Here is a 24,490-nt window from a genome sequence, read left to right on the forward strand (position 1 = left end):
CGGCTGTGCGGACTCCGTTTATCCGCCGTACGCCTTCTCCGTGTCTGATGACTGACGTCCACGAACGCAGCGGGGTACCGTACCCCGCATATCCACTGCCATCTCGTTCCGCATGAACCGGAGTTGGCGGCCGACAACGTTGTCAGCCGTCCTTTTGAGCATGAGCTCGGACCGGGACATGCGTGCGTGCCGCACCGCCGGAGAGGCGCCATGCCCGTCAGATCTCATCCCCCCTTGCCACCCACGACGTTGACGAGAACCGAGCGCCGGCGGCGACGGCCCCTGCGCGCGGCGGTCGCCGCGCTGGTCGCCGGCACCCTCGGCCTCGCCGCACTCGCGGGTGCCGGAACCGCCGCCGCGTCGCCCGCGACGTCCGCCACGTCCTCCGGCACGTCCGGCGGCACGTCCGGCGGCACGGACTACACGAAGCTCGTCGACCCGTTCGTGTCGACGGCCGGCGACGACGGCAACGACCTGCCGGGCGCCGAGGCGCCGCACAGCCTCGCCAAGGTCAACCCGATGACCACGCCGGACCGCAACCACTCCGGTTATGACTACAACGAGGACCACATCGCGGGGTTCACCGCCACGGACCTCGACGGTGTCGGCGGCTCGGGCGGCGGCGGCGACCTGCTGGTCGTCCCGACGTCCGTGCGGTACGGCAAGCGCCCCGCGCCCGGCACGTACGCGCACCCCTACCGGCATGACGACGAGAGCGCGTCGCCCGGCTCCTACCAGGTCGGGCTCGGGTCCGTCTCGGGGACCGACACGTCGGTGACGCAGGACGCCGGGACGATCGACGCCGAGATGACCGCGACGACGCGCACGGCGCTCGAACGGTACGACTTCCCCGCCGGGTCGGCCCCCGAACTCGTCCTCGACCTCGCGAACAACTACACCAGCCGCACGCGCGCGACGATGAAGGCGACCACCCTCGCGGACGGGACCACCCGGATCACCGGGCTCATCGCGGGTTCCTTCAACGGCGCCGCGTACCGGATGTACTACGCCGCCACCACGAACGCCCCCGTCACCTCGCTGAAGAGCTGGGGCGACGACGGCACGCTGGGCGACGCGACGGCGCAGGACGGCACCGACACCGGCGCCGTCCTCGGCTTCGACCCGTCGGCGGGCCACGACGTCGAGTTGCGCATCACGCTCTCGCCGATCAGCGCGGACCAGGCCGTCACCGACCAGCAGAACGAGGTGGGCGGCCTCACCTTCGACCAGGCGCGGGCCCGGACCAAGGCCGACTGGAACAGCACCCTCGGCGCCGTGGCCGTGCACTCCTCCGCGACGTCCGACCCCAAGTCGACGCTCACCAAGGAGTTCTACACGCACCTGTACCGGATGTACGGGCTGCCGGTGAACGCCACCAGCACCAGCGGGACGTACCGCGGTGTCGACGGCGCGGTGCACCGGACGAACGGGTTCACGTACTACGACGGCTGGTCCACCTGGGACGACTTCCGCAAGTACTCCGTCGAGGCGTACGTCGACCCGACCACCTACCGGGACATGGTGCAGTCGCTCATCGAGCTCTTCGCCGACGCGCACACCTCCGGCAAGAGCCTCGGCAGCCTCACCCAGTCGGTCCCGACCGTGCGCTGGGAGCGCTCGGCGGTGGTGATCGCCGACGCGCTGTCGAAGGGGTACAAGAACTTCGACCGGCTCGACGAGGCGTACCCGGCGCTGCTGTCGTACGCCGGCTACTACACGGGAGCGCAACTGCGCCAGGGGTACGTCAGCGGTGACCCCGGTACGACCGTGCAGCGCGGCTACGACCAGTGGGCGCTGTCCATCATCGCCGGCGCGCTCGGCAAGGACGCGGACGCGAAGAAGCTGCGTACCCAGTCGACCATGGCCATCGACCACCTGGTGAAGTCCGGCGCCTGGACCGCGGCCGACGGCACCCAGGTCGGCCTGCTCACCCCGCGCGCGTCCGGCGGCGACTGGCAGAGCGCGGACTACGAGAAGTTCGAGGCGGCCGGCCTCTACCAGGGCACGCTCTGGCAGTACAACTGGTACGACGCCTACGACATGGGCGGCCTGATCAAGGCCATGGGCGGCGCGAAGGCGGGGAAGGCCGCCGTGGAGCACATGTTCGGCGTGGACTCCGCCGCCGACGACGGCTCGACGATGCTGCACTCCAACGCCAACGAGATCGACCTGCAGGCCCCGTACCTGTTCAACTACGTCGGCGAGCCCAGCCAGACGCAGAAGTGGGTCCGCTCCATCTACACCGGCACCACCTGGAACCGCTACATCGCGACCGGCTCCACCAACGAAGCCCCCAGCTCGGGCGGCGAGTTCACCCCGCCGATCGACACCCAGGTCTACAAGCTCGCCCCGGACGGCTTCCTGCCGACCATGGACAACGACGCGGGCACCATGTCGACGATGTTCGTGGCCGCGGCACTGGGCCTGTTCCCGGTGACGGCCGGCTCCAGCCAGTTCCAGATCGGCAGCCCGTTCTTCGACTCCACGACGATCACCTACGCGAACGGCAGCACGTTCACGGTGAAGGCCGACGGGGTGTCGCCGAGCAACTACTACGTGCAGAGCGCGACCCTCAACGGCTCGCGGTTCAACGACACCTGGCTCGACTACGCGCAGATCATCGCCGGCGGCACCCTGGACTTCACCATGGGCGCCAAGCCCTCCCGGTGGGGCGCCGACACGAAGCCCGCGTACTCGCTGGACACCGACACCGGCGCCACGGGAGGCGGCGGAACCGACCGGGGCACCACCGTGGTCTCCGCCCGTCCGGGCACCGTGGCCACCGCCGCGGACGGCACCGTCAAGGGCAGCGTGCAGCTCACCCTGTCCGGTCCGGCGTCGTTCGCCGCCCGCAAGGGAACCAGCCTCACCCGCGGCAAGGCGGCGACGGTGACCGGCCTGCCGGCCGGTGTCAGCGCCGATCTGAAGGTCAGCGGCGCGCACACGGCGACGCTGTCGCTCACCGGCACCACGAAGGTCGACGCGCGCTTCGGCATCACCTTCACCGACGCGGCCTTCGCCCGCGGCGCGCACGCCTCCACGGTGACCGGCACCGGGGTCTCCGCGACCGACCCGCTCGTCATCTCCGCCGCCGCGGTGTACCGCGCGTCCCTGGGCACGCTCATCGACCAGGCGTCCGAGGTCCGCAGCGCCAACTACTCCGACGGCTCCTGGACCCTGTTCCAGTCGGCGCTCCAGCGCGCCAGGACCGTCCTCGCGGACACCGCGTCGGGGACCGGCACCCTCATGGCGGCGCAGGACGCGCTGGCGTCCGCGGCCGGCGCGCTCACCATCGACGAGGGCGGCTACGCCGTCCTTCAGGCCGAGAGCCCCGACCAGAAGGACGGCCCCAGCCTGGTGAGCGAGGCGTACTACTCCGACGGCGACCTCGGTGGCGTCACCGACGGGGCCTGGGAGCAGTACGGCAAGCTCGACTTCGGCGGGGTCGCGCCGCGCAGCGTGTCGGTGCGCTACGCCAACGCGCAGGCCGCGAACGCGAAGCCGAGCAGCGTCGACATCCACGCCGGCCCCGCCGACGGGCCGATCGTCGGCACCGTCACGCTGCCCGGAACCGGCGGCTGGCAGTACTACACCACGGTGCAGGCCGACATCACCGACCCCGACCTGCTGCTGAGCGCGTCGGCCGCGACGTTCGTCTTCCACGCCCCGTCCGGGCAGCAGTGGGTGTCGAACTTCGACTGGTACCAGTTCTCGCCGAACGCGGTCACGTCGTCGCCGACGACCACGCTCGCCACGCTGACCGCGCCGAGCGCCACCTCCACCGGTGCCGGCTCGCTCCCGCTCAGCCTCGGCAACGGCATCTTCGAGAACGTGACGAACGGCGCGTGGGCCGAGTGGCACGGCACGGACCTCGGCGACGGCGCCGACACCGTGACCGTCAGCTACGACAAGCCCCGGTCGAGGGCCGCGTCGGACTCCCACATCGAGCTGCACCTCGCCGCGAAGGACGGCGACCGGAGCGTCGACATCCCGCTGGACTACACCGGTTCGGGCTGGGGCACCGTCTCCACCACCTCCGTGCGGCTCGACCCGAGCGTCTTCACCGGCGTCCAGGACGTGTACGCGGACTTCGTCTCCGGCACCCAGACCTCCGACCAGCCGTACGTGGCCAACGTCTACGCGCTGACCCTGACGCGGACCGCCGACGCCCCGGTGGGCTTCGACGCCACGGCGTTCACCACCAGCAGCGGCGGCACCCTCAAGAGCGAGCCGGCCGGCTGGAGCGACGCGGGCTCGGCCACCGACCTCGGCGGCACCTACGACGGCGCCTGGCTGGCATACGGGGACATCGACTTCGGTGCCTCCGCGAAGACCACCGCCACGATCACCTACGCCAACAACTCCGCGCGCTGCGGCACCGGTTCGGCCGTCGAGCTCTACCTCGACGCCTTCGACCCGGCCGCCCCGGGCACGCCGTACGCGACCATCCCGCTGCCGGTCACCGGAAGCGCGTGGTCGTCAGGGGGGACGACGAGCCTCACGCTCCCCACCTCGATCACCGGCACGCACGCCGTCCACCTGCGGCTGACCACGACCGCGGACGCCGCGCACCCGTACGTCGCGAACCTGGGCCGGGTCACCTTCAGCCACGTGGACGCGCCCGCCGCCACGGACACCTCCGCGCTGCGGAAGGCGATCGACCAGTACGCGGGGCTCGCCGGCGACGCGGCGCGCTACGACCCGATCGACTTCGCCGTGTTCACCCGTGAACTCGCCGCCGCCCGCGACCTGGTGGCCGCCGACGGCGCGACCCAGCTCGAAGTCGACACCCAGACCCGCACGTTGACCCTCGCCGCCGACCAGCTGGTCCCGCTGCCGCGGCTGAAACTGGAGGACCTGGTCACGACCGCGTCGGCGCTCACCGACGCGCGCTACACCGACTCGTCGTGGCAGGCGTTCGGCACGGCGCTCGCCGCGGCGAAGACCGCGGTCGCGGACACCGAGGCCACCGACGCGACGCTCACCGCGCGCTACACGGCCCTGCGGAAGGCCCAGGCCGCGCTCACCACGAAGCCCAGGACGGTGCCCGCCGCGCCCGCCGCGGTGTCGGCGACGTCGTCCGGCACGAGCGTGACCGTCGTCTGGTCCGCGCCCGGGGACACCGGCGGCTCGCCGGTCACCGGGTACCGGGTCAGCCTCGACGACGGGCACCAGATCGCGATCAAGGACCCGGACAGCCGGAGCACCACCTTCACCTGGCTGACGGGCGACCGCTCCTACCGGGCGCGGGTCCAGGCGGTGAACGCGGTCGGCGCCTCGGCCAAGAGCCCCGCCACGGCACCCGTGGTGACCGGCGGCGGCAAGCCGCGGCAGCCGACCGTGACGAGCGTGGTCACCGACGGCAGGCAGGTCCGCGTGACCTGGCTGCCGGCCGGCGACAGCGGGTTCCCGGTCATCGGCTACACCGTGACCCTCGACGACGGCACCACGGCGCACGTGCCCGGCACGGCGACCACGGCGCTGCTGACCGCCAGGAAGAAGGCGAAGGCGCACACGGCGACGGTGACCGCGGTCACCCTGGCCGGGACCTCGGACGACGCCACGGCGCCGTCGGCCGGCCCCTCCGCCACGGACGCCGCGGCCACGGACGGCGACGGCTCCGACCCGTCGTCGTACACGCCCTCCCCCTTCCCCTCCGACACCCTCAACGCCGACTACTCCTCCGACGCGTGGCCGAGCACCGACGACGGGAGCGACTACTTCAACGACCTGCTCGGCGGCATCAAGGACCTGCACTCCGACATCCTCGCCGCCAACTCCAAGGTGGCCGACGGCAGTTCGCTGACCGCCGAGAACGACACGATCGCGGTGGGCATCAACAACGCCGCCACGCAGGCCCAGGTGGACCGGGCCGAGATCGACGCGAACAACAGCCCCACCGTCACGATGGCCGACGGCCTCGGGTCGCGGCTCGGCAAGATCTACAGCGACGCCCTGAGCAGCGGCAACCTGCCGAAGACCAACGCCCTGTTCGGCCGGGTGACCCAGGACATCGACACCCACGACGCGGCGAAGAACTACTACGACTACCTGCGCCCGTACGTGCGGCTCGGGTTCGTCGGCGACGGCGGGGACATCTACGAGTCGCAGGACGGTTCGTACAGCAGCCTCGCCACCAGCGGCTCCTACCCGAGCGGCCACACCTACGGCGGCTACGAGGCGGGCACCATCCTCGCCACGCTGCTGCCGGAGCTGGCACCGTCGATCCTGGCGCGCACCTCGGAGTACGGGAACAACCGCATCGTCCTCGGGTTCCACTACCCGCTCGACGTCATGGGCGGCCGCATCACCGGGCAGGCCACCGTCGCGCACCGGTGGGCGGACCCCGACTTCGCGAAGCTGCTGACGCAGGCGCACACCGAGATCGAGAACGTGCTGCTCGCGCAGTGCGAGAAGGAGGGGTACGGCGACACGCTCGCGGCCTGCGAGGGCGACACGTACGACGGGCTGAGCACGGCGCAGGACGTCAACGTGTACACGCAGCGCCTGAGTTACGGGTTCTCGCGGACGGGCAAGGCCGGGCAGCCGCTGAAGGTGCCGTCCGACGCGGCGGCCCTGCTGGTGACGGCCTTCCCGCAGCTCGACACCGAGCAGCGCACCGAGATCCTGGAGCAGACCGCGACGGACTCCGGGAACCCGCTCGACCTCACCGCCGACGGCGGGGCGAGCTGGGAGCGGATCAACCTGGCGGCGGCGATGACGGCGCACGTCGTCGTCAACGCCGACGGGTCGGTCACGGTGACGAACATCGCGGACGCCACCAAGGCCGCCGTCGCGGACGCCGGCGCCATCACGGTGGGCGGGGTCGCGATCGACGGGTTCGACCCGGAGGTCTCCACGTACCTGGTCGACTGGCCGAAGAACGTGAAGCTCCCGTCCGTCACGGCCGTACCGGCCCAGTCCGGTGCCCGGGTGAAGGTCACCGACGGCAGCCCGGTCCTCACCTCGACCGGTTCCCGGATCACCACCCGCACCATCGAGGTCACCTCGGCCGACGGCACGGTCACCCGGACCTACACGGTCGGCTTCCAGCCGACGGCCCGGGATCACCGCCCCTCCGCCGCGGGCGGCAAGGGGTAAGGCCAGGGAGCGAGGACCACGGGGTACGGCACAGCGTCACCGCGGCCCCTCCGGGCGACCGTCACGGTCCCCGGAGGGGCCGCCCGTATTCCCGGGCGGGCGGCGGCGGTCGGGCGGGGTCGGGCGGTGCCGGCCGAGACCGGGGCGGGGTGAAGGATCTGGGGAGACAGTGTCGGTGCGACCACATATCCTGCACCGGACGATCACGCGGGACCAGGGGAGGGCGCGGCATGTTCGGCAAGCTGTGGGGTCGGGGTGGCCGGGAGAGACCGGAGGCGGACCCGTACGCCCTGCCGGTCCCGCGCCGGCAGAAGGACGGGACGTACACGCTGCGCGCGCTGGGGGACGCGCGGGTGCTCGCCCTGACCGACGCGGTGCGGGCGGACGACTGGGCGGCGTTCACCACGGCGCTCGCCCCCTTCGACCTCGGTCGCGACCACCATGTCCTCAGCGAACTCGCGGAGTTGGGGGGCGTGCAGAACTGGATCGTCGAAGCCGCCGAGGGCAAGGAGGAGTACCGCGCCACGGCCCTGCTGGTGGCCGGGGCGCGCAACATCGCCTGGGGCTGGGAGGCCCGCACCCGCGCGTCGGCCAAGAACGTCACGCGGGAGCAGTGGCGGCTCTTCCACGAGCGGCTCGAAGTCGCCGAGGAGCAGTTGCTCGAAGCCGCCGAACTGCGGCCGGAATGGAGCACGCCGTGGTCCCGTCTGCTCACCTCCGGGCGCGGCATGTCGCTGGGCGACACCGTCAACGAGACCCGGCTGGCCGCGGCGCTGCGCCGTGACCCGCTGGACCTGGCGGCGCACCACGAGTGGGTGTCATACCTCCAGCCCCGGTGGAGCGGTGAGCCGGGGCAGGCGCTGGCCTTCGCCCGGGAGAGCCTCACGCGCGCGCCGCAGGGACACCGGCTCGGCTGCGTGATCGCCTGCGCGCACATCGAGGACTGGGTCGAGTCGGACGACGGGAAGTGCCTCGAAACACCCGGTATCCAGGCCGAGTTGAGGGCGGCGGCCGAGCACAGCATCCTCCACCCCGACTACGTGCGGGTGCCGGGCTGGCAGCACGACTTCAGCCTGTTCGCGATGGCCCTGGCCCTGGCGGGTGAACGCCGTACGGCCCGGCGCGTCTTCGGCGCGCTCGACGGCGCCTTCACCGGGCGGCCCTGGTCGTATCTCTCCCAGCCCGAGAAGCAGTTCGCCCGCTTCCGCAGCCGCGTCTGAGCCGGCAGCCGTCCGAGCCGGCAGCGGGTCCGAGCGCGACCGGCACCCCGCCGGGCCCGCACCCGCCGCCGGCCTTCCACGGCCCGGCCCGCGCGGACCCGACCCCGGCCCGCCGCTCACCCGCCGCTCAGCCGGCACCCAACTGCCGTTCACCCGGCGCCCCTCCGCCGCTCCCCCGCCGCCCATCCGCCACCCCTTCGCACCCCGGACTGCCCGATGACTGCGCACGACGACAACACCGCGCCCACCACCGCGCCCGCCTCCGCCGACCGCACCTTCCAGGTGGACCTGCGCGGACTGGTCGACCTCCTCTCCCACCACCTCTACTCCAGCCCCCGCGTCTACCTGCGTGAACTCCTGCAGAACGCGGTGGACGCGCTGACCGCCCGGCAGCTCCTCGAACCCGACGCGTTCTCCGCGGACTTCGGCATCCGCCTGTACGCCGACGGCTCGTCGGTGCGCGTGGAGGACGACGGTGTCGGACTCACCGAAGCCGACGTCCACGCCTTCCTCTCCACCATCGGCCGCAGCAGCAAGCGCGCCGAGCGGATCGCCGAGCAACGCGCCGACTTCATCGGCCAGTTCGGCATCGGCCTGCTCTCCTGCTTCCTGGTCGCCGACGAGATCCACGTCCTCAGCCGCTCCGCCCGCACCCCCGACGCGCCCGCGGTGGAATGGCGGGGACACGGCGACGGCAGCTACACCGTCCGCACCCTGCCCGCCTCCGCCCGTCCCCGGCCCGGCACCACCGTCCGGCTGACGCCGCGCGCCGACGCCGGCGAGTGGACCCGGCCGTCCCAAGTACACGTGCTGGCACGGCACTTCGGCTCGCTGCTGCGGCACCCGGTGACCTTCGACGACGGCACCGGCGGCCCGGGCGCCCCCGTCAATCGCGAGCCCGCGCCCTGGGCGGCCACGTACCCCACCCCGGGCGCCCGTTCGCGCGCACTCGCCGCCTACGGAGAGCAGGTCTTCGGCTTCACGCCCCTGGACACCATCGAGCTGGACCTGCCGGCCGTGGGCCTGAAGGGCATCGCGTGCGTGCTGCCCGACGCGGTGCCGGCCGGGCGCCGCCACGGCCACCGGGTACACGTCAAGGGCATGCTGCTGTCGGACCAGGCCGAGGAGATCCTGCCCGACTGGGCGTTCTTCGTCCGCTGCGTCGTCGACGCCGAGAGCCTGCGCCCGACCGCCTCCCGCGAGTCGCTGTACGAGGACGAGACCCTCGCCGCCGTCCGCGACGCCCTCGCGGAGCGGCTGCGCGCGTGGATCGCCCGGGCCGCCGCGAGCGACCCGGACCTGCTGGCCCGCTTCCTCCAGGCGCACCACCTGGCCGTGAAGTCGCTCGCGGTGCACGACGACGAGATCCTGCGGATGCTGCTGCCGTGGCTGCCCTTCGAGACCACCGACGGGCACACCACCCTCGACGAGTTCGCCCGCACCCACCCGACCGTGCTGGTCACCTCCAGCGTGGAGGAGTTCCGGCAGGTCGCCGCGATCGCCTCGGCTGCCGGCCTCGGCGTCGTCAACGGCGGTTACACCTACGACCGCCAACTCGTCCACCGGCTGCCCGAGGTCAGGCCAGGGACCAGCGTCGCCGATCTCGACCCGGCCACGCTCACCGCCCACCTCGACCCGGTGGACCGGGAGACGGAACTGGCCGCCTCGGCCTATCTCGCGCTGGCCCGCGACGCCCTCGCCGTCTTCGACTGCGACGTCGCGCTGCGCACGTTCCAGCCCGCCTCCGCCCCCGCGCTCCTCGTCGACAGCCGGGAGGCCCGGCACGAGCGCACCCGCTCCCAGCTCGCCCGCGAGCAGGAGGGCTGCCTGTGGGGCGACATCCTCGGCGCGCTGCGCCACGAGGCGCCACGGGCCCAGCTGATCCTCAACCAGCTCAACCCGCTGGTCCGCACCGCCGTCGCCATCGACGAGCCCGAGCTCGCCCGCACCAGCGCCGAGGCCCTCTACGGGCAGGCCGCACTGCTGTCCCGGCGCCCGCTCAGGCCCGCCGAGTCGAGCCTGATCAACCGCTCCTTCCTCGACCTTCTCGCCCACGCCCTGCGCAAGGACAGCTGACGATGCCGACCGCACCCCTGACCACCGACGAGCTGTACCAGGCGCTGAGCGACAACGAGCAGCGCCCGTTCGGACGGGACCGCACCGTCGTCGCGGAGGAACTCGCCGAGGTCGCCGAGCAGTTCGACGACCCCACCACGCTCATCCACGCCCTGCTCGAACTCCACAAGGCGTACACCTACGGCTCGGAACCGCGGAAGTCGCCCGTGGTCTTCGCCCGCCTGCTCACCCTCTTCGACGAGCAGCCCGACCTCTTCGACGAGCGGCTGCGCCAGCAGCTGTTCTGGCGGTTCAAGTGGGTGGCCAACGCCCTGCTCCAGCTCCCCGAGATCCCGCTGGCGAGCCTCCGGCAGTGGCTGACCGAGATGCGCGACCGGTACCAGAAGGCCGGTCTCGGCCTCCAGCCGTACTACGGGCAGGCGTACCAGCTCGCCCACCACGTCGGCGAGGGCACCGCCCCGGCCTACGAGCTGTGGGCCGCCCGCGCCCGCACCCGGCTCAGCGACTGCGAGGCGTGCGAGATCTGCGCACGTGCCCTGTACCGCCTCACCGCGGGCGACGACGAGCAGGCACTGGACCTCTGGGAGCCGGTGCTGGCCGGCAAGTCGTCCTGCCAGGAGGAGCCGGCCCGCTCCATCTCGTACGCGCTGGCGGCCCTGGTCCGTACCGGCCGCGCCGACCGCGCCCGGGAGCTGCACCTGACCGGGTACCGGGGCTGCCGCCGCAACGCCTCGATGGCCGCGGAGGTGGGCCGGCACCTGGAGTTCTGCGCGCTGACCGGCAACGAGGCGCGCGGCCTGGAACTGCTCGCCGAGAACCGCCGGCTGTTCGACGAGGTGGAGTCGCCGCTGGAGACCTACGACTTCCTCACCGGCGTCGAGGTCCTCCTCCAGCGGGTCGAACGGCTCGGCCACGGCGACCTGCCCGCGGCCGGGTACGCGGGCCGCACCTGGTCGGTCACCGACCTGCGTGCCGAGATACGGGACCGCGCCGACGACCTCGCGAGCCGTTTCGACGCCCGCAACGGGACCACGGCGCACACCGATCGCCGTCGCGCCCGCCTGGACCAGGCGCCCCTGCTGGACGCGCTGGAGCTCACCCTGCGCAGCCGCCGCCTCGACGACGCGGTGGCGCCGGCCGCCCCGGTCACCGCCACCCCCGCCACGGCGGCGCCCCTCCCCGAGTCCCTGACCGAACTCATCCTGCGGGCAAGGGACTTGGAGCAGCAGGGGCACCCGGACGGGGACGCCTGCTGGGCCCGGCTGCGGACGCTCACCGCCGCCCCGGACTACGCCCACCCCGACGACCCGGCCGTGGGCCCGTTCGCGCGGCTGCGCGCCGACCTTCTCGCCGACGAGGCGAGCCGGGCCCACCAGAAGGACGAGCACAGCACCGCCGTCCCCCTCTACACGCAGGCGGCGGCCCTCTACGACGAGGCCGGGGAGCGGGGCTACGCGGTGCTCGCCCGCGGCTGTGCCCTGCTCGCCGAGGCCGAGAAGCCCGCGGACGCGGAGCGCGGCGGCGGCGCCGAAGCCACTGACGCGGCAGACGCGGCGGACAGCGCGGACGACACGAGCGACGCGGATGCAGCGGACACGGCGGACGGTGCGGACGACACGAGCGGCGCGGATGCAGCGGACACGGCGGACGGCGGGGACGACGCGCGGAAGGCGGAGGCCGCCGAGGCCAAGGCGGCCGCGCTGGGCGAGGTCCACGCCGCGCTGGTCCGTATGCAGGAGGACACGCCCGACCTCGCCCCGTACCTGGCGGCCCGCCTGCTGCGGCTTCGGGCCACCGCGCTGGGCCTGCGGTTCCAGGAGTCGCGGAGCCAGGAGCACGCCGAACCGGTCCTCGCCGCGACGGACCTGCTGCAGGAGTTCGCCACCCGGCACGACCTGGCCGGCCAGATCTCCGGCGCCCGCCTGCTGCGGACCAGTACCCACGCCATCCGCGGCGACCTGCCCGCCGCCCTTACCGAGATCGACGGCCTCCTCGACCTCCTGGCGGAGCACGGCCCCGCCTGGCACCTGCCCCGCACCCTCGGGCTCCGCGCCCGCCTCCACCTCGGCCTGCGGGACGCGAAGGCCGCGCACGCCGACCTGACCGAGGCCCTGCGGCTGGCCGCCGGCTGGCCCGCCGGAGCGGCACCCACCGCCCGCCTGCACGCGGACCTCGCCGAAGCGTGCATGCGGCTGGACCGGCCCGACGAGGCGCTGCGCCACCTGACCCGCTCGGCGGAGCTGGACCTGCGCGCGGGCAGCCGGGTCGACGCCTTCTGCGCCTACAGCAACGCCGCCCAGCTGAGCCTGGAACTCGGCCGCGTCGAGGACAGCATCGCCCTGCTCGACTCCGTGCTGGCCGAACCGGACGCCGCCGCCGGGGAACTCGACGACCGGCTGCTCGCACAACTGCGGCTGACCCGCGCCCGCGCGCTGCACGCGGGGGAAGACCTCAAGGCCGCCACGGCGGAGTTCGTCGCGCTCGCCGCCGAGTCGGCCGGATGGGACGACGACCGCGGCAGCCACGCCATGATCGCCGCCGAGACGGCCGTGCTCCTCGCCGAGGCGGGCGAGTTCGGCCCGGCCCGCCGGGCGGTGGACCAGGCGATCGCCGCCCACGCCCGAGCCCCCCGCTACGAGCAGCTCAGCAACGCCCTGCGGGAGGTCGCCCGCCTCCGGGGCGAGCAGGACGGCCCCGACGGCCTCCAGGACGCCCTCGCCTTCCTCGCCGACGCCGGCCTGGTCGCCGACGAGGCCCGCGAGGCCGGCTTCGCGCCGCGCGGCCGCTCCCTGGACACCGCGCTCGCCTACGAGTACGGCCGGGTCAACGCGTACGCGGGTGCGTACGACGACGCCGTGGCCGCGCTGGACCGGGCGCTCGACCTGCTCGGCGAGGCGGCGGCCGGGGACCACCGCGTCGACGAGTGGACCGAGTGCGTCCGGCTGGCGGGCGTCGTGGAGGGTATCCACCTCAAGCGCACCGCCGCCGCCCTCGCCCGGCTGGACGCGGCGGTCGCCCACCTGACCTCCTTGGACCGCCCCAAGGAGGCCGACAAGCTCGCCTCGCTGGCGTCCCGGCTGCGCGACGGCAGGTAGCAGGGTACGGGCGGTTGCCGGGGCCGCGGCCCGGACCGGGCAGCGCGGGGTCACTCCACGCGGGCGCGTATCCAACGCGCTTGTCCAGGGCGGGTGTCCAAGGGGGTCGGCCGCTGCCGGCGCCGCTCGATCTGTACGGTGGGAACGGACGTGTCCGGCGGCACCACCTGATCGGTCCTGCTCGGCGTACCTGACAGTCGCCGAGCAGGACTCCCCCGGAACCGGGCTGGCGACGAAGCACGCCCCCGGGCTCCCCGTGCGTCACCCGCTTTGGCCTGCCGCACCACACTGCGGCTAGTTTGTGTGCAGGACAGGTACGCGGGCCCGTGATGGCGGAGACACACGGGGACAGGAGGACGGGAAGAGTGTCGCTGCGCGGAGGGGACCCAGCCGAGATCGGCGGCTATCCGCTTGAGGCACGCCTCGGCTCGGGTGGCATGGGCACGGTCTTCCTGGCCCGGACGAGTTCGGGGCGGGCCGTGGCGATCAAGCTGATCCACCAGCAGTTCGCCGGGGACGAGGAGTTCCGCATCCGGTTCCGGCAGGAGGTGGCGGCGGCGCGGCGGGTCAGCGGCGCGTTCACCGCCGCCGTGGTCGACGCCGACACCGAGGACGAGCAGCCGTGGATGGCGACGACCTACATCGAGGGGCACACGCTCGCCCAGCACATCACCGCGAAGGGCCCGCTGGACGGTGCGGAGCTGAGAAGGCTCGCCATCGGGCTGGCGGAGGCGCTGCGCGACATCCACCGGGTGGGTGTCGTCCACCGTGACCTCAAGCCCTCGAACGTCGTGCTCTCCCCCGAGGGCCCGCGCGTCATCGACTTCGGCATCTCGCGCGCCGTCGACCAGCAGACGCTGACCATGACCGGGCGGGTCATCGGCACGCCGCCGTTCATGTCGCCGGAGCAGCTCCAGGCGCCGCGTGGCGTGGGACCGCGGTCCGACGTCTTCTCGCTGGGGACGCTGCTGGTGTACGCGGCCACGGGCCACGGTCCCTTCGACGCGGACAGCCCCTACATGACGGCGTACCAGGTGGTGCACGAGGAGCCGTCGCTGGATGCCGTACCGGCGGCCCTGCGCGCGGTCGTCGAGTCGTGCCTGGACAAGGAGCCCGAGGGGCGCCCCTCGGCGGACGAACTCCTCGTGCTGCTCCGGGATCTGCCGGTCGACCTCGGCGGGACCGAGCCGAGCGGCATCGGCGCGGGCCACACCCGCGACGTGATCACCCAGCATCACCTCGCGACACCGCCCACCCCGGCACCGAGCGCCTCGACTCCGAACGTCTCGGCGCCGAACTCCCCGACGCCGAACGCCTCAGTGCCGAACCCCCCGGCCGGTTCCGGCACCGAGGACACCGAAGCCCCCACCGGCCGCCGTCTGCGCGGCCGTTGGCGTCCGGTGCTCGCGGCCGCGGTCGCGGTGGCGGCGATCGGCGGGGGGATCGCCGCGCTCCAGGCGGGCGGCCTCGGCGGGAACAGCGGCGGCGACCAGGGCAAGAACGTCGGCGACAAGGTCACCGGCGTCGCGGCGCCGGTCGGCTCGCTTCCGGACGGCTTCGCGCCGTGGCACATGACCGTGCGGGGCGGCGCGGGCATCCCCGACGAGCTGCGGTGCGTCACGCACGGCGACGCGGTGTACTGCGGGGGCGGCGGTGTGCTCGCGACCCGGATCAGGGCCGCGGACGGCTCGCGGGTGTGGACGGTGAAGAGCCCGGGCGTGCCCTCCCAGGGCATGCACATGGTCGGCGCCACCGACGACACGGTGATCGGTTACCGCCTCGCCGCCGAGGACGCCCCGCAGGACCCGCCCACCGAGGTGGTGGCCGTCGACGCGGACAGCGGCCGGGAGCTGTGGTCCGTCGCGTCGGGCGACCAGTCGGCGGCCGTCACGTCGCGGACCGAGGAGGCCCTCGTGTTCGGCTCGGCCGTGGTGACGGTCAACGCGGCCGACACCCGCCTGGAAGCCCGGGACGCGCACAGCGGTCACGTGCTGTGGAGGACCCCGTTCCCCGCGGACCGGCAGTGCTCTCCCGTCCTGGCGGGCGCGCGGCTCCTCGCGATGTGCGCGACGCGTGCGGAGGTGGACGACCTGGACGTGCGTCACCCCACCCTCTACACGGTCGACCGCGTTTCGGGGAAGCTGGGCAGGCCCCTCGCGATCGACGTGAAGGCCCCCGCCGTGCCGGTAGGCGTCGCCGACGGCAAGCTCGTACTCCTCCAGGAGCACATGTCGGGACCGGCGCCGGCCGGCTACGACAGGGTGGTGCGGGTGGACCCTGTCGCGCGGACGGTCACCTACACCCCGCTGGCCAAGGTGTACGAGGGGACGCCCGGCATGGCGGGCGGCACCGTCTATGTGAGCGGGCAGACCGGTCTCGTCACCGCGCTCGACCCCCTGACCGGCCGGAAGAAGTGGTCGCGGCAGACTGCCGTGGAGGGCGCGTCGGGGCCGGTCGCCGGAGCCGGTGCGCTGTACTTCAGCTCGGCCACCGGCCGGGTGGTCGCGCTGTCCCCGGCCGACGGCAGGACCCTCTGGACCACGGACCCGCGGGCCGACGGTCTGACCGGCGAGCAGGGCGCGAGCCCGCGCGTGGCCCTCGCCGGGCGTGAGGTGATCGTGGCCGCGGCCGACAACACCCTCTTCGCCTTCGACGCGCAGAAGCCGCCGAAGTCGGACTGACGGTCCCGCCGACGGCCGACCGCCACCCGCCACCGCCGACCTCCTTCCGCCGACCGCCATCGCCGGCCTCGACGGGCCCGCTCCTTGCCCTGCCCGGCACCGAACGGGGGACGGAGGGGCACGATCAGCGTGACAGCCGGGCTCGGGCCACGCCCGCCGGTTACCGTTGGGGAGAGCTTCACCGAAATCGCTCGCCGTGAGCGGCGAACGTACCCCGTGGTGAGCCGAGTTGGGGGGAAACAGGCATGCTCGCGTCCAGGGACGCCCAGGTGGTGGTGGTCGGTGCCGGACCCGCGGGGCTGGTGCTCGGCAACCTGCTGCGGGCGGCGGGCGTCACGTGCGTGATCGTGGAGCGGCAGAGCCGCGCGCACGTGGAACGGCGGGCCCGGGCGGGGTTCCTGGCGCCCCACAGCGTCCGCGTCCTGGAGGAGAACGGGCTCGCCGCGGGGTTGCGGGCCCGCGGGGAGCGCCATGACACGTGTGCCTTCCGCGGCGAGCACGGGCAGTTCGAGCTGAACTACGGAGCGCTGGGGCACCGTCAGCCGCTGACGGTCTACCCGCAGCAGGACCTGGTCGCCGACCTGATCACCGCGTTCCTGGACCGCGGCGGCGAGATCCGCTTCGACACGGCGGTGACCGGGCTGCACGGCATCGACACCGACCGGCCGTCGGTGGACTGCGCCGGTCCCGACGGGACGGCCTACCGGCTGTCCGGGGCGTACCTGGCCGGGTGCGACGGCCGGCACGGCGTCGCCCGGCGTGCGCTGCCCGCCGTCGCGGCCCGCGAGTACCGGCGGTATCACGGCGTGACCTGGCTGGCGATCCTGGCGCAGGCGCCGCCGAGCATGGCCGCGGTGACCTACGCCGTGCACGACCGCGGGTTCGCCGGCCACATGGCACGCAGCTCCACGGTCACCCGCTACTACCTCCAGGTGCCGCGCGGCGAGGACCCCGAGGAGTGGGGCGAGCGGCGGATCTGGGACGAACTGGCCGTCAGGATGCGCACCGCGCAGTACGAGCCCCTGCACGAGGGGCCGATCCTGGAGCGGACCACCGTGGACCTGAGCTCCGAGGTGCGTGAACCCCTCCAGCACGGGCGGCTGTTCCTGGCCGGCGACGCCGCCGCCCTGATCAGCCCGTCCGCCGCCAAGGGCGCCAACCTCGCCATCATGGCAGCGGACACGCTGGCCAGGGCGCTCGTCGACGCGCTGGTCAGGGACGACCCGCGCGGGCTCGCCCGGTACTCGCGGGACTGCCTGCCGCGCCTGTGGCACGCCCAGGAGTTCTCGCACTGGATGATCAACCTTCTGCACAGCCCTGCCGGCGACGACGACGAAGCCGTCTTCCAGCGCGCGCTGCAACGCGCGCGGCTGACGAGCCTGCGGGATCTGCGCAGCCACCAGGACTACTTCGCCGAGAACTACGTCGGCATCTGAACCTCCCGCCCCGACCCTTCCTCCGCCAACCGGCTCCCGGCCCGCAGCGGAACCTCCAAAACCCAAGATCGGCCGTAAAATTGGCACATTCCTGAGAGACCTGGGGCGGGGGGTGTGCCGGCTGATGGAACTCGAACTCCGACACCTGCGGATGCTGTGCACGATCGCCGACACGATGAGTCTCGGCAGGACCGCCACCGTCCTGGGGTGCTCGCAGCCCGCGGTCAGCAACCAGCTGAAGCGCATCGAGCGGCTGATGGGCGAGGACCTGTTCGTCAGGGGCAGTTCCGGGGTGACCCCGACGGGCTTCGGGGTCGAGGTGGTGGTGCAGGCGCGCGAGGTGGTGGCGCTGGCCGACGCGATCGGGCGGCGGTCCACCGCCGGCCGGCCCGGGGCCGGCCGGGTGCTGCGGCTGGCCGCGACGAACACGCCCGTCCTGCCCGGCATGCTGCAACGGGCGCGCGCCGTCCTGCCGACCCTCGCCGCGCAGGTGAGCAGCGTGTACTCCTCGGCCGAGATCGTCGAGCTGATCGAGGACGGCAAGGTGGACGTCGGCGTCGCGGTCGACTACCCGGGACGCGAGTTGGCGCACTCCGCGGCCCTGGCCCGCCGAGGGATCGTCACCGAGCCCAGCTTCGTGGCCCTGCCCACCACGCACCCGGCCCGCGGCCGGCTGGACGTGCCGCTGCTCGAACTCGCCGGGGACGCCTGGTTCCTGACCCCCGACGACGGTGCCGGCTGGCCCGGTGTCTGCTACGACGCCTTCCGGGCGGCCGGCTTCACCCCGCCCACGGTGCATGAATTCCTCGGCGACCGGGACGAGTTGCAGCGGATGATCGCGGACGGGCTGGGGATCTCCATCGTCCAGGCGACGTGCCGGCCGATTCCCGGGGTGATCGTCAAGCCCCTGGTCGGCACGCCCCTGTGGTGCCGCTACGTACTGGTGTGGCATCGCGAGCGGGTGTCCGGCGAGGTCGCGGAGACCCTCTTCCGCGCGGCCCTGGCCGCCTACGAGGAACTCATCGCCCGGGCACCGCACTTCCAGGCGTGGGCCGCCCGCCACTACCGGACCCCGCGGACGTGAGGCGGCCCCGGCGCGTGCCGGAGCCCCGTCGTGCGGTCAGCTCGCGCCGCGGTCCGGCCCGGCGGACGGGGCCCCTTCCGGGGTGTCGGCCCACAGGGAGCGGACGTTGCCGAGGTGGCGCCGCATGCACGCCTGGGCGCCCTCGACGTCCCCGGCGAGCATGAGGTCGAGCAGTTCGAGGTGCTCCTCGGCGGACTCCACCAGGCGGCCCCTCGCGTCCAGCGCGGTGAGCCCGTACAGCCGCGAGCGCTTGCGGAGGTCGCCCACCACCTGGACGAGGTGGGCGTTGCCGGCAAGGCCCAGCAGCCCGAGGTGGAAGCGCCGGTCCGCCTCCAGGTACGCGATCAGGTCATGCCGCCGGGCACCCTGGACGACCTCCTCGGCCAGCGGGCGCAGCGCCTCCAACTGCTCGGCGCCGGCCACGGCCGTGACACGTCCGATCGTCGGAACCTCGATCAGCTCGCGGATCTCGGTGTACTCGTCCAGTTCCCGCTCGGTGACCTCGGTGATCCGGAAACCCTTGTTCCGCACCGCCTCGACCAGCCCCTCCCGGGCCAGATCGAGCATCGCCTCCCGCACCGGCGTGGCCGACACCCCGAGATCGACGGCAAGGGTCGGCGCGGAATACACCACACCGGGCCGCAGCTCCCCCGCGACGAGCGCGGCACGCAGAGCGTTGGCCACCTGGTCCCGTAGGTTCTCCCGCACCGGAATGGCACTGCGAGACGACAGATGACCCATGACCGACCCTCCCACGCACGTGACCGCCAGAATACAATGTCACGTTGCCCTCAGCCCACTGCCATCCCGGGCGGCCACTCCCGCCGCGGCCACTCCCGCCGCGGGTGCCCAGGACAGGGCGCGCAGGCATCCCGAGCGGATGTCGTCGAGGTGTGCGGAGAGTTCTCCCGGGTTCTCGCTGTGGAAGCCCTGGCGTACCGCCGTCAGGCCGGGGCCGAGACGGAGGTGCAGTCCCCAGGTGAGGTGGGCGGTGGCGAAGCCCAGGGCGGCGGGGTGGCGCAGTTCGGTGCCGGCCAGGTCGCTGAGGGCTCGGCCGTACTCCTCAAGGAGGGCCTGCTCGTCCAGCTCGCCGTGGCCGCCGAAGACGCGGTAGAGGGAGACGAAGGTGCCCAGGTCGAAGCCCACCGGCCCGACGCCGACGTGTTCCCAGTCGATGAGGACGAGGGCACCGTCCGTGTCCAGGCCGGCGTTGCGTGGCGTGAGATCGCCGTGCACGAGAGTGCTGGGCAGCGTGGCGGCGCGCGAGTTCAGCTCCGCGGCCGCGTCCAGGCAGGTGTGCAGGGCGCGAACCTGCCTGCGGGTGAACAGCGCCTTGAGCCGCGGCTCGTGGGCAAGGGCGTCGAGGTTGTCGTGACCGGCCGGAACGTGGTGGGTGTACGCGGCGTGGCCGTCGCGCTCCAGCCAGGGGGCGTCGAGGAGGCCGGGGTCCGAGGCCCCTGGGACGTACAGCAGCGCGGTGCGCAGCGCGGCCGTCGTGGCGGCGGCGGGAGTCCAGGGCCGGTGCAAGGCGGCACCGATGTCGCGCATCACCATCCACACGCGCCCGTCGTGCCGCACCACGGTCGCGTCCGGCGGTGTGGCCAGGCCGCGGGGCAGCGCAGCGGGAATGCCGCTGCCGAAGAAGCGGGCTTCTCGGCGGTCCAGTCGGCCATCACGCGAGTCGAGCAGGGACCGGTGGCCCCCACCCGGGATCTTGACGATCCACCGGGACGGGTGACCCTCCGGAGCCGCGGTGCTCACCCCGAGGACCGCTGCCTGTCCCAGCCCCGGCGACAGGTCCCGCACCGAGAGCACCCGCGTTCCGGCTGCCCACGCGCCCTCATGGGATGCCAGGACGGCCTCGATCGTGCCGGCGTCGGGCAGGCCACGGTCGGTCATCCGCTTCCTTCCCGCCGGACGCCGAGTGCCGTGCGGACGCCGAGTGCGGTGCGAACGCCGAGTGCCGTGCGGACGACAGCCGCCTGCGTCCGATCCGACGGCGGCGTCACGCACCGAGGCCGGCGGCGCGGGAAGGCGAAGACCGGCCGGTCACGTCCGTCGCTCGACCGGTACCTCCTCGATCGGTTCATCGGACCGGTTCGGTTCGCATCGCCTGCGTGCCCACGACGGTCAGCAGCGCGAGCTTCTCGGCGGTGTCGGTCCCGGCGCGCGGGGTGAACCAGAGCAACCGCTGGCGGCTGTCCTCACTGAAGAGGCTGAGGCAGTCGAGGTCGAGCATGCCGACGGTGGGGTGGACGATCCGCTTGCGCTCGTCTCTGCGCACCTCCACGTCCTGGTCGGCCCAAAGCGCCTGGAACTCCGGCGACTGCTGCAGCAGCTCGTCCACCAGGTCGGTCGCCTCGGCGTCGCCCGGGCTGCGTCGCCCGACTGCCGCGCGCAGGTCGGCGACGAACGAGCGTGACTGCGGGGCGAGGTCCTCCTGCGGGTAGATCCGCCGCGCGGCCGGGTCGGTGAACCACCGGTAGATGAAGCTCGCCGCGCGGCCGTGGTGCGCGGACAGGTCGCCGAGCATCGCGAGGGCGAGCGGGTTCTGGACCAGGACGGTGTGCAGGTCGGTGCTCACCATCGCCGGGGTCCCGTCGATTCGGGTCAGCAGGTCGAGCATCGCGGGGTGGACGTGCGACGCCGTCCCGCCCTGGGGCGGGATCGGGCGGTTCGCCAACCGGTACAGATGGTCGCGCTCGTCGCGGCTGAGGCGCAGGGCGCGGGCGAGCGCGGCGAGCATCTGGTCGGAGGGCTGCGACCCGGCGCCGCGCTCGAGCTCGGTGTAGTACTCCACCGAGGCACCGGCCAGCACGGCGACCTCGTCGCGACGCAGACCGGGGACGCGGCGCCGCGGGCCGGGCGCGAGCCCGACCTCCTCGGGGCGAATCCGCTCGCGTCGGGAACGCAGGAAGCCGCCGAGTTCGGAGTACCTCGTGTTCGACATGGGCCCAGCCTCCCTGAGCTGCGCCGCCGGCGCCAGGGGATGCCGTCCCCACCTTCGGAAGCAACTGTCACGGGCCCGCGCCGCGCCACACAGTGGACGCCATGAACGCCTCACTCACTGACACACCCACCGGCTCCGGCGCCGCGCCGGTCGCTGGAAAGACGGTCCTGATCACCGGTGGCACGAGCGGGATCGGCGCCGCGACCGCTCGGCTCCTGCTCGCGCGTGGCCACCGGGTCGCCGTCACCGGGCGCGACCCTGGTCGGCTCAAGACCTTCCTCGACGAGGTCGGCCACGCGGACCGCGTCTTGGGCCTGGTGGCAGATGCCTCCGACTGGGACGCCACGAACACGGTGGTCACCAGCACGGTGGAGCACTTCGGGTCGCTCGACGCGGCGATCGCGAACGCGGGCGGCGCGTCCGCGGATCACTTCCGGACGGGCAGTGCCGGCGTGGTCGACGACGGCGATCCGGAGCTGTGGGCTCCGATGGTGCTCGCCAACGTGCTCGGCCCGGCTCTGCTGGCCAGGGCGGCCCTGCCCCACCTCGAACGGTCCCGCGGCCGGCTGGTGCTCCTCGGCAGCGTGGCCGGGATCAAGAACAGCCCGGGGAACCTCTACTCCGCCACGAAGTGGGCAGTGGTCGGCTTCGCCGAGAACCTCCGCCTGCACGCCACGACCCGCGGCATCGGAGTCACGGTCGTGAACCCAGGCATGATCGACACCGCGTTCTGGCACGGCCAGGCTCCCCCCATCGCGATGAGCCCGGATTCCGTGGCCGAGGCGATCGGCTTCGCGCTCGACCAGCCGGCCGGCGTCGACCTCAACACGGTGACGCTCCGTCCGATCGGCCAGCCCGTCTGACACCGGGCGCGCAGCGTGCCCGCGGGTGCACCATCCTCGTGTCAGCGATCTTCGACGGACCGCTGACGCACCCGAGGCGCTGCCGGGCCATCGCCCCGCTCGCTCGCCCCCTCTGCCGCGCCCTCTCCACGGGGGCCCGGCAGAGGGGGGCGCGCCGGTGGCCGGAAAAAGATCGAGGCCGCCCGATGCCATCGATCAAGCATGTCCTTTCCTCCCGAAAGCCCTCCATGCGAAGGGAGCGAAGGGCGGACGACCTGTGCGGCCCCGGACGAGGTCGCCGGGGCCCTCGTGACCCACACGCCACGCACGGTCACGGGCGACGCCCCACACCCGTACGGGCTTCCCGCGCCGTTCCCCCCGCACAACGCCGCGCGCGGCCCCTCGCCCACCTCGCCCCAGTCCCGTGGAGGCGGTCGCCACAGCCGCGGCCCCCTCCCCCGGCTCACACCGACGCATTCCGCCGCACCCCCCGCCCACCCCCGTACGGGCTTCCCGCACCGTTCACCCCCGCACAGCGCCGCGCGCACCCCCCACCGGACCCGCGGCGCGGCAACACCGGCCGCACGCGCGCCCCCTCGCCCGGCCCACCCCGGCCCCGTGGAGGCGGTCGCCACAGCCGCGACCCCTCCCCCGGCTCACGCACCGGGGCCCCCTCCCCCCGGCTCACCCCGCCGCACCCCCCGCCCGCACCGCCGCCGCCGTCGCCATCGCCCCCAGCAACTCCGCACGCTGCCCCAGCAACCCGCTCCGCACGCTGACCGCCTGCGCGCTGGCGGGCTGCGCGTAGCGGTCGACGGACTCGCGGACGCCCGCCACCAACGGGGCCCCCGCCGTGCCCAGTTCACCGCCGAGCACGATCGCCGCCGGGTTGAGGCAGTTGACCAGGTCGGCCAGCACCCGCCCGATGGTGCGCCCGGCGTCCGTGACCACGCGGGCCGCCGCCGAGTTGGGAGCCAGCTCGGCCAGCGGCGGGAGTACCGTCGAGACGTCCCCCGCGCCGGTCTTGAGCACGTGCGTGAGCTGGCGCCGCACCTCGGTGATGGACACCACCGTCTCCAGGCAGCCGCGGCTGCCGCACCGGCACCAACTCGTCGCGCCCGGCAACTGGGTGTGGCCGATCTCCCCCGCGATGCCCGTCGATCCCCGGTAGGTGCGGCCGGCCAGCACGATGCCGGCGCCGATGCCGTGCGACGCCTTGATGTAGAGGAAGTCGTCGAGCCCCCGCCCCGCGCCGAAGGCCCGCTCCCCCCGCGCGCCCATGTCCGCGTCGTTGCCCACGCTGACCGGATGCCCGAGCCTGCGGCCGAGCTCGTCGGCGGGATCGAGGCCGACCCAGTCCGAGAGGATCGTGGGCGCCCGGACCACCTGGGTCCGTACGTCGAGCGGCCCGGGGATGCCCGCGGCGATGCCCAGCACCCGGTCCAGCCGCTGGCCGGCCGCTTCCAGGGCCTGGTGGACCAGGCCGGCCGCGGAGTCGAGCGCGTCGTTGGGCCGCCCGTCCACGTCGAGTTCGTCGGTGCGCTCGGCCAGGATCTCCCCGGCCGCGGTGGCCACCGCGGCCGTGATGTGCGCGTGCCCGAAGTCGATGCCGACCACCACCCCCGCGGCCGGCCGCAGACTCACCAGCCCGGCCCGCCGGCCGCGGCCGGCGGCGGCCGGCGACCCGGCGCCCTCGGTGGCCAGCCCCTCCGCGAGCAGCGCGGCCACGCCCGCGCCGACCGCGCTGCGGGACAGCCCGGTCAGCCGGCTGAGTTCCGCGCGGCTGACCGTGTCGCGCTCGGCGAGGGCCCCGAGGAGCAGTTCGCGCGTCCGCATCCGGCGCGCCGAGACCGGCCCGGTCGCATCTGTCATGCCGTCACCCCAGCTCAAATTTCTGCCGTTGAACGGCCGAATTGAGGCCCGACTCTACCTCTTGAAAGTCGAGTTGGGTGAGCCTAGGGTCCATCCGCACGCCACTTCCCGGGCCGGTCCCCGGATCGCCTCG

At 73.5% G+C, this 24,490-nt stretch carries 12 protein-coding genes; 8 read left to right on the forward strand and 4 right to left on the reverse strand.

Annotation, left to right across the window (positions count from 1 at the left end; all coding sequences use genetic code 11):
• Positions 1–210 precede the first annotated feature (210 nt).
• From OG896_RS06220 to OG896_RS06250, 7 genes are all read left to right on the forward strand, one after another.
• On the forward strand, positions 211–7,101 hold the full coding sequence (locus tag OG896_RS06220; protein ID WP_329363171.1) for a glycoside hydrolase domain-containing protein: 6,891 nt from the start codon (positions 211–213) through the stop codon (positions 7,099–7,101).
• 230 nt (positions 7,102–7,331) lie between these two features.
• Positions 7,332–8,321 carry a hypothetical protein gene (locus tag OG896_RS06225; protein ID WP_329363173.1) on the forward strand — a complete coding sequence of 330 codons (990 nt, stop codon included), beginning with the start codon at positions 7,332–7,334 and terminating at the stop codon, positions 8,319–8,321.
• A gap of 216 nt (positions 8,322–8,537) precedes the next feature.
• Positions 8,538–10,397, forward strand: a complete 1,860-nt coding sequence (locus OG896_RS06230; RefSeq protein WP_329363175.1) for an HSP90 family protein — start codon at positions 8,538–8,540, stop codon at positions 10,395–10,397.
• A 2-nt stretch (positions 10,398–10,399) separates the two neighbouring features.
• Positions 10,400–13,492: a hypothetical protein gene (locus tag OG896_RS06235; RefSeq protein WP_329363177.1), complete on the forward strand. Its 3,093-nt coding sequence runs from the start codon at positions 10,400–10,402 to the stop codon at positions 13,490–13,492.
• Positions 13,493–13,857: 365 nt separating this feature from the next.
• Positions 13,858–16,173 (forward strand): protein kinase domain-containing protein, encoded by a 2,316-nt coding sequence (locus OG896_RS06240; RefSeq protein ID WP_329363179.1) that lies wholly within the window; start codon positions 13,858–13,860, stop codon positions 16,171–16,173.
• A gap of 245 nt (positions 16,174–16,418) precedes the next feature.
• Positions 16,419–17,609 (forward strand): 4-hydroxybenzoate 3-monooxygenase, encoded by a 1,191-nt coding sequence (locus tag OG896_RS06245; RefSeq protein ID WP_329363181.1) that lies wholly within the window; start codon positions 16,419–16,421, stop codon positions 17,607–17,609.
• A 124-nt stretch (positions 17,610–17,733) separates the two neighbouring features.
• Positions 17,734–18,693 (forward strand): LysR family transcriptional regulator, encoded by a 960-nt coding sequence (locus OG896_RS06250; RefSeq protein ID WP_329363182.1) that lies wholly within the window; start codon positions 17,734–17,736, stop codon positions 18,691–18,693.
• Between the two features lie 36 nt (positions 18,694–18,729).
• Here OG896_RS06250 and OG896_RS06255 read toward each other — a convergent pair whose 3' ends face one another.
• The 3 genes from OG896_RS06255 to OG896_RS06265 all read right to left on the reverse strand — a co-directional run bounded on the left by OG896_RS06255 (position 18,730) and on the right by OG896_RS06265 (position 21,643).
• Positions 18,730–19,434 carry a GntR family transcriptional regulator gene (locus OG896_RS06255; protein ID WP_329363184.1) on the reverse strand — a complete coding sequence of 235 codons (705 nt, stop codon included), beginning with the start codon at positions 19,432–19,434 and terminating at the stop codon, positions 18,730–18,732.
• 39 nt (positions 19,435–19,473) lie between these two features.
• Positions 19,474–20,592 (reverse strand): phosphotransferase, encoded by a 1,119-nt coding sequence (locus OG896_RS06260; RefSeq protein WP_329363185.1) that lies wholly within the window; start codon positions 20,590–20,592, stop codon positions 19,474–19,476.
• A 187-nt stretch (positions 20,593–20,779) separates the two neighbouring features.
• The gene (locus OG896_RS06265) at positions 20,780–21,643 is read right to left on the reverse strand and encodes a helix-turn-helix transcriptional regulator (RefSeq protein WP_329363187.1); all 864 of its coding nucleotides are present in this window, start codon (positions 21,641–21,643) and stop codon (positions 20,780–20,782) included.
• Between the two features lie 101 nt (positions 21,644–21,744).
• Between OG896_RS06265 and OG896_RS06270 the strand changes: the two genes are divergently transcribed.
• Positions 21,745–22,506: an SDR family oxidoreductase gene (locus OG896_RS06270; protein WP_329363189.1), complete on the forward strand. Its 762-nt coding sequence runs from the start codon at positions 21,745–21,747 to the stop codon at positions 22,504–22,506.
• 663 nt (positions 22,507–23,169) lie between these two features.
• Here the strand turns inward: OG896_RS06270 and OG896_RS06275 are convergent.
• Positions 23,170–24,357 carry an ROK family protein gene (locus tag OG896_RS06275; protein WP_329363191.1) on the reverse strand — a complete coding sequence of 396 codons (1,188 nt, stop codon included), beginning with the start codon at positions 24,355–24,357 and terminating at the stop codon, positions 23,170–23,172.
• Positions 24,358–24,490: the final 133 nt, after the last annotated feature.

The sequence above is a fragment of the Streptomyces sp. NBC_00669 genome (assembly GCF_036226785.1).
Lineage (GTDB): Bacteria > Actinomycetota > Actinomycetes > Streptomycetales > Streptomycetaceae > Actinacidiphila.

Bases quoted from the DNA above. Each gene is read 5' to 3' on its own strand.
- OG896_RS06275 (WP_329363191.1), bottom strand. From the start codon at position 24,357: ATGACAGATGCGACCGGGCCGGTCTCGGCGCGCCGGATGCGGACGCGC.
- OG896_RS06225 (WP_329363173.1), top strand. From the start codon at position 7,332: ATGTTCGGCAAGCTGTGGGGTCGGGGTGGCCGGGAGAGACCGGAGGCG.
- OG896_RS06230 (WP_329363175.1), top strand. From the start codon at position 8,538: ATGACTGCGCACGACGACAACACCGCGCCCACCACCGCGCCCGCCTCC.
- OG896_RS06270 (WP_329363189.1), top strand. From the start codon at position 21,745: ATGAACGCCTCACTCACTGACACACCCACCGGCTCCGGCGCCGCGCCG.
- OG896_RS06235 (WP_329363177.1), top strand. From the start codon at position 10,400: ATGCCGACCGCACCCCTGACCACCGACGAGCTGTACCAGGCGCTGAGC.
- OG896_RS06255 (WP_329363184.1), bottom strand. From the start codon at position 19,434: ATGGGTCATCTGTCGTCTCGCAGTGCCATTCCGGTGCGGGAGAACCTA.
- OG896_RS06250 (WP_329363182.1), top strand. From the start codon at position 17,734: ATGGAACTCGAACTCCGACACCTGCGGATGCTGTGCACGATCGCCGAC.
- OG896_RS06220 (WP_329363171.1), top strand. From the start codon at position 211: ATGCCCGTCAGATCTCATCCCCCCTTGCCACCCACGACGTTGACGAGA.
- OG896_RS06245 (WP_329363181.1), top strand. From the start codon at position 16,419: ATGCTCGCGTCCAGGGACGCCCAGGTGGTGGTGGTCGGTGCCGGACCC.
- OG896_RS06265 (WP_329363187.1), bottom strand. From the start codon at position 21,643: ATGTCGAACACGAGGTACTCCGAACTCGGCGGCTTCCTGCGTTCCCGA.
- OG896_RS06260 (WP_329363185.1), bottom strand. From the start codon at position 20,592: ATGACCGACCGTGGCCTGCCCGACGCCGGCACGATCGAGGCCGTCCTG.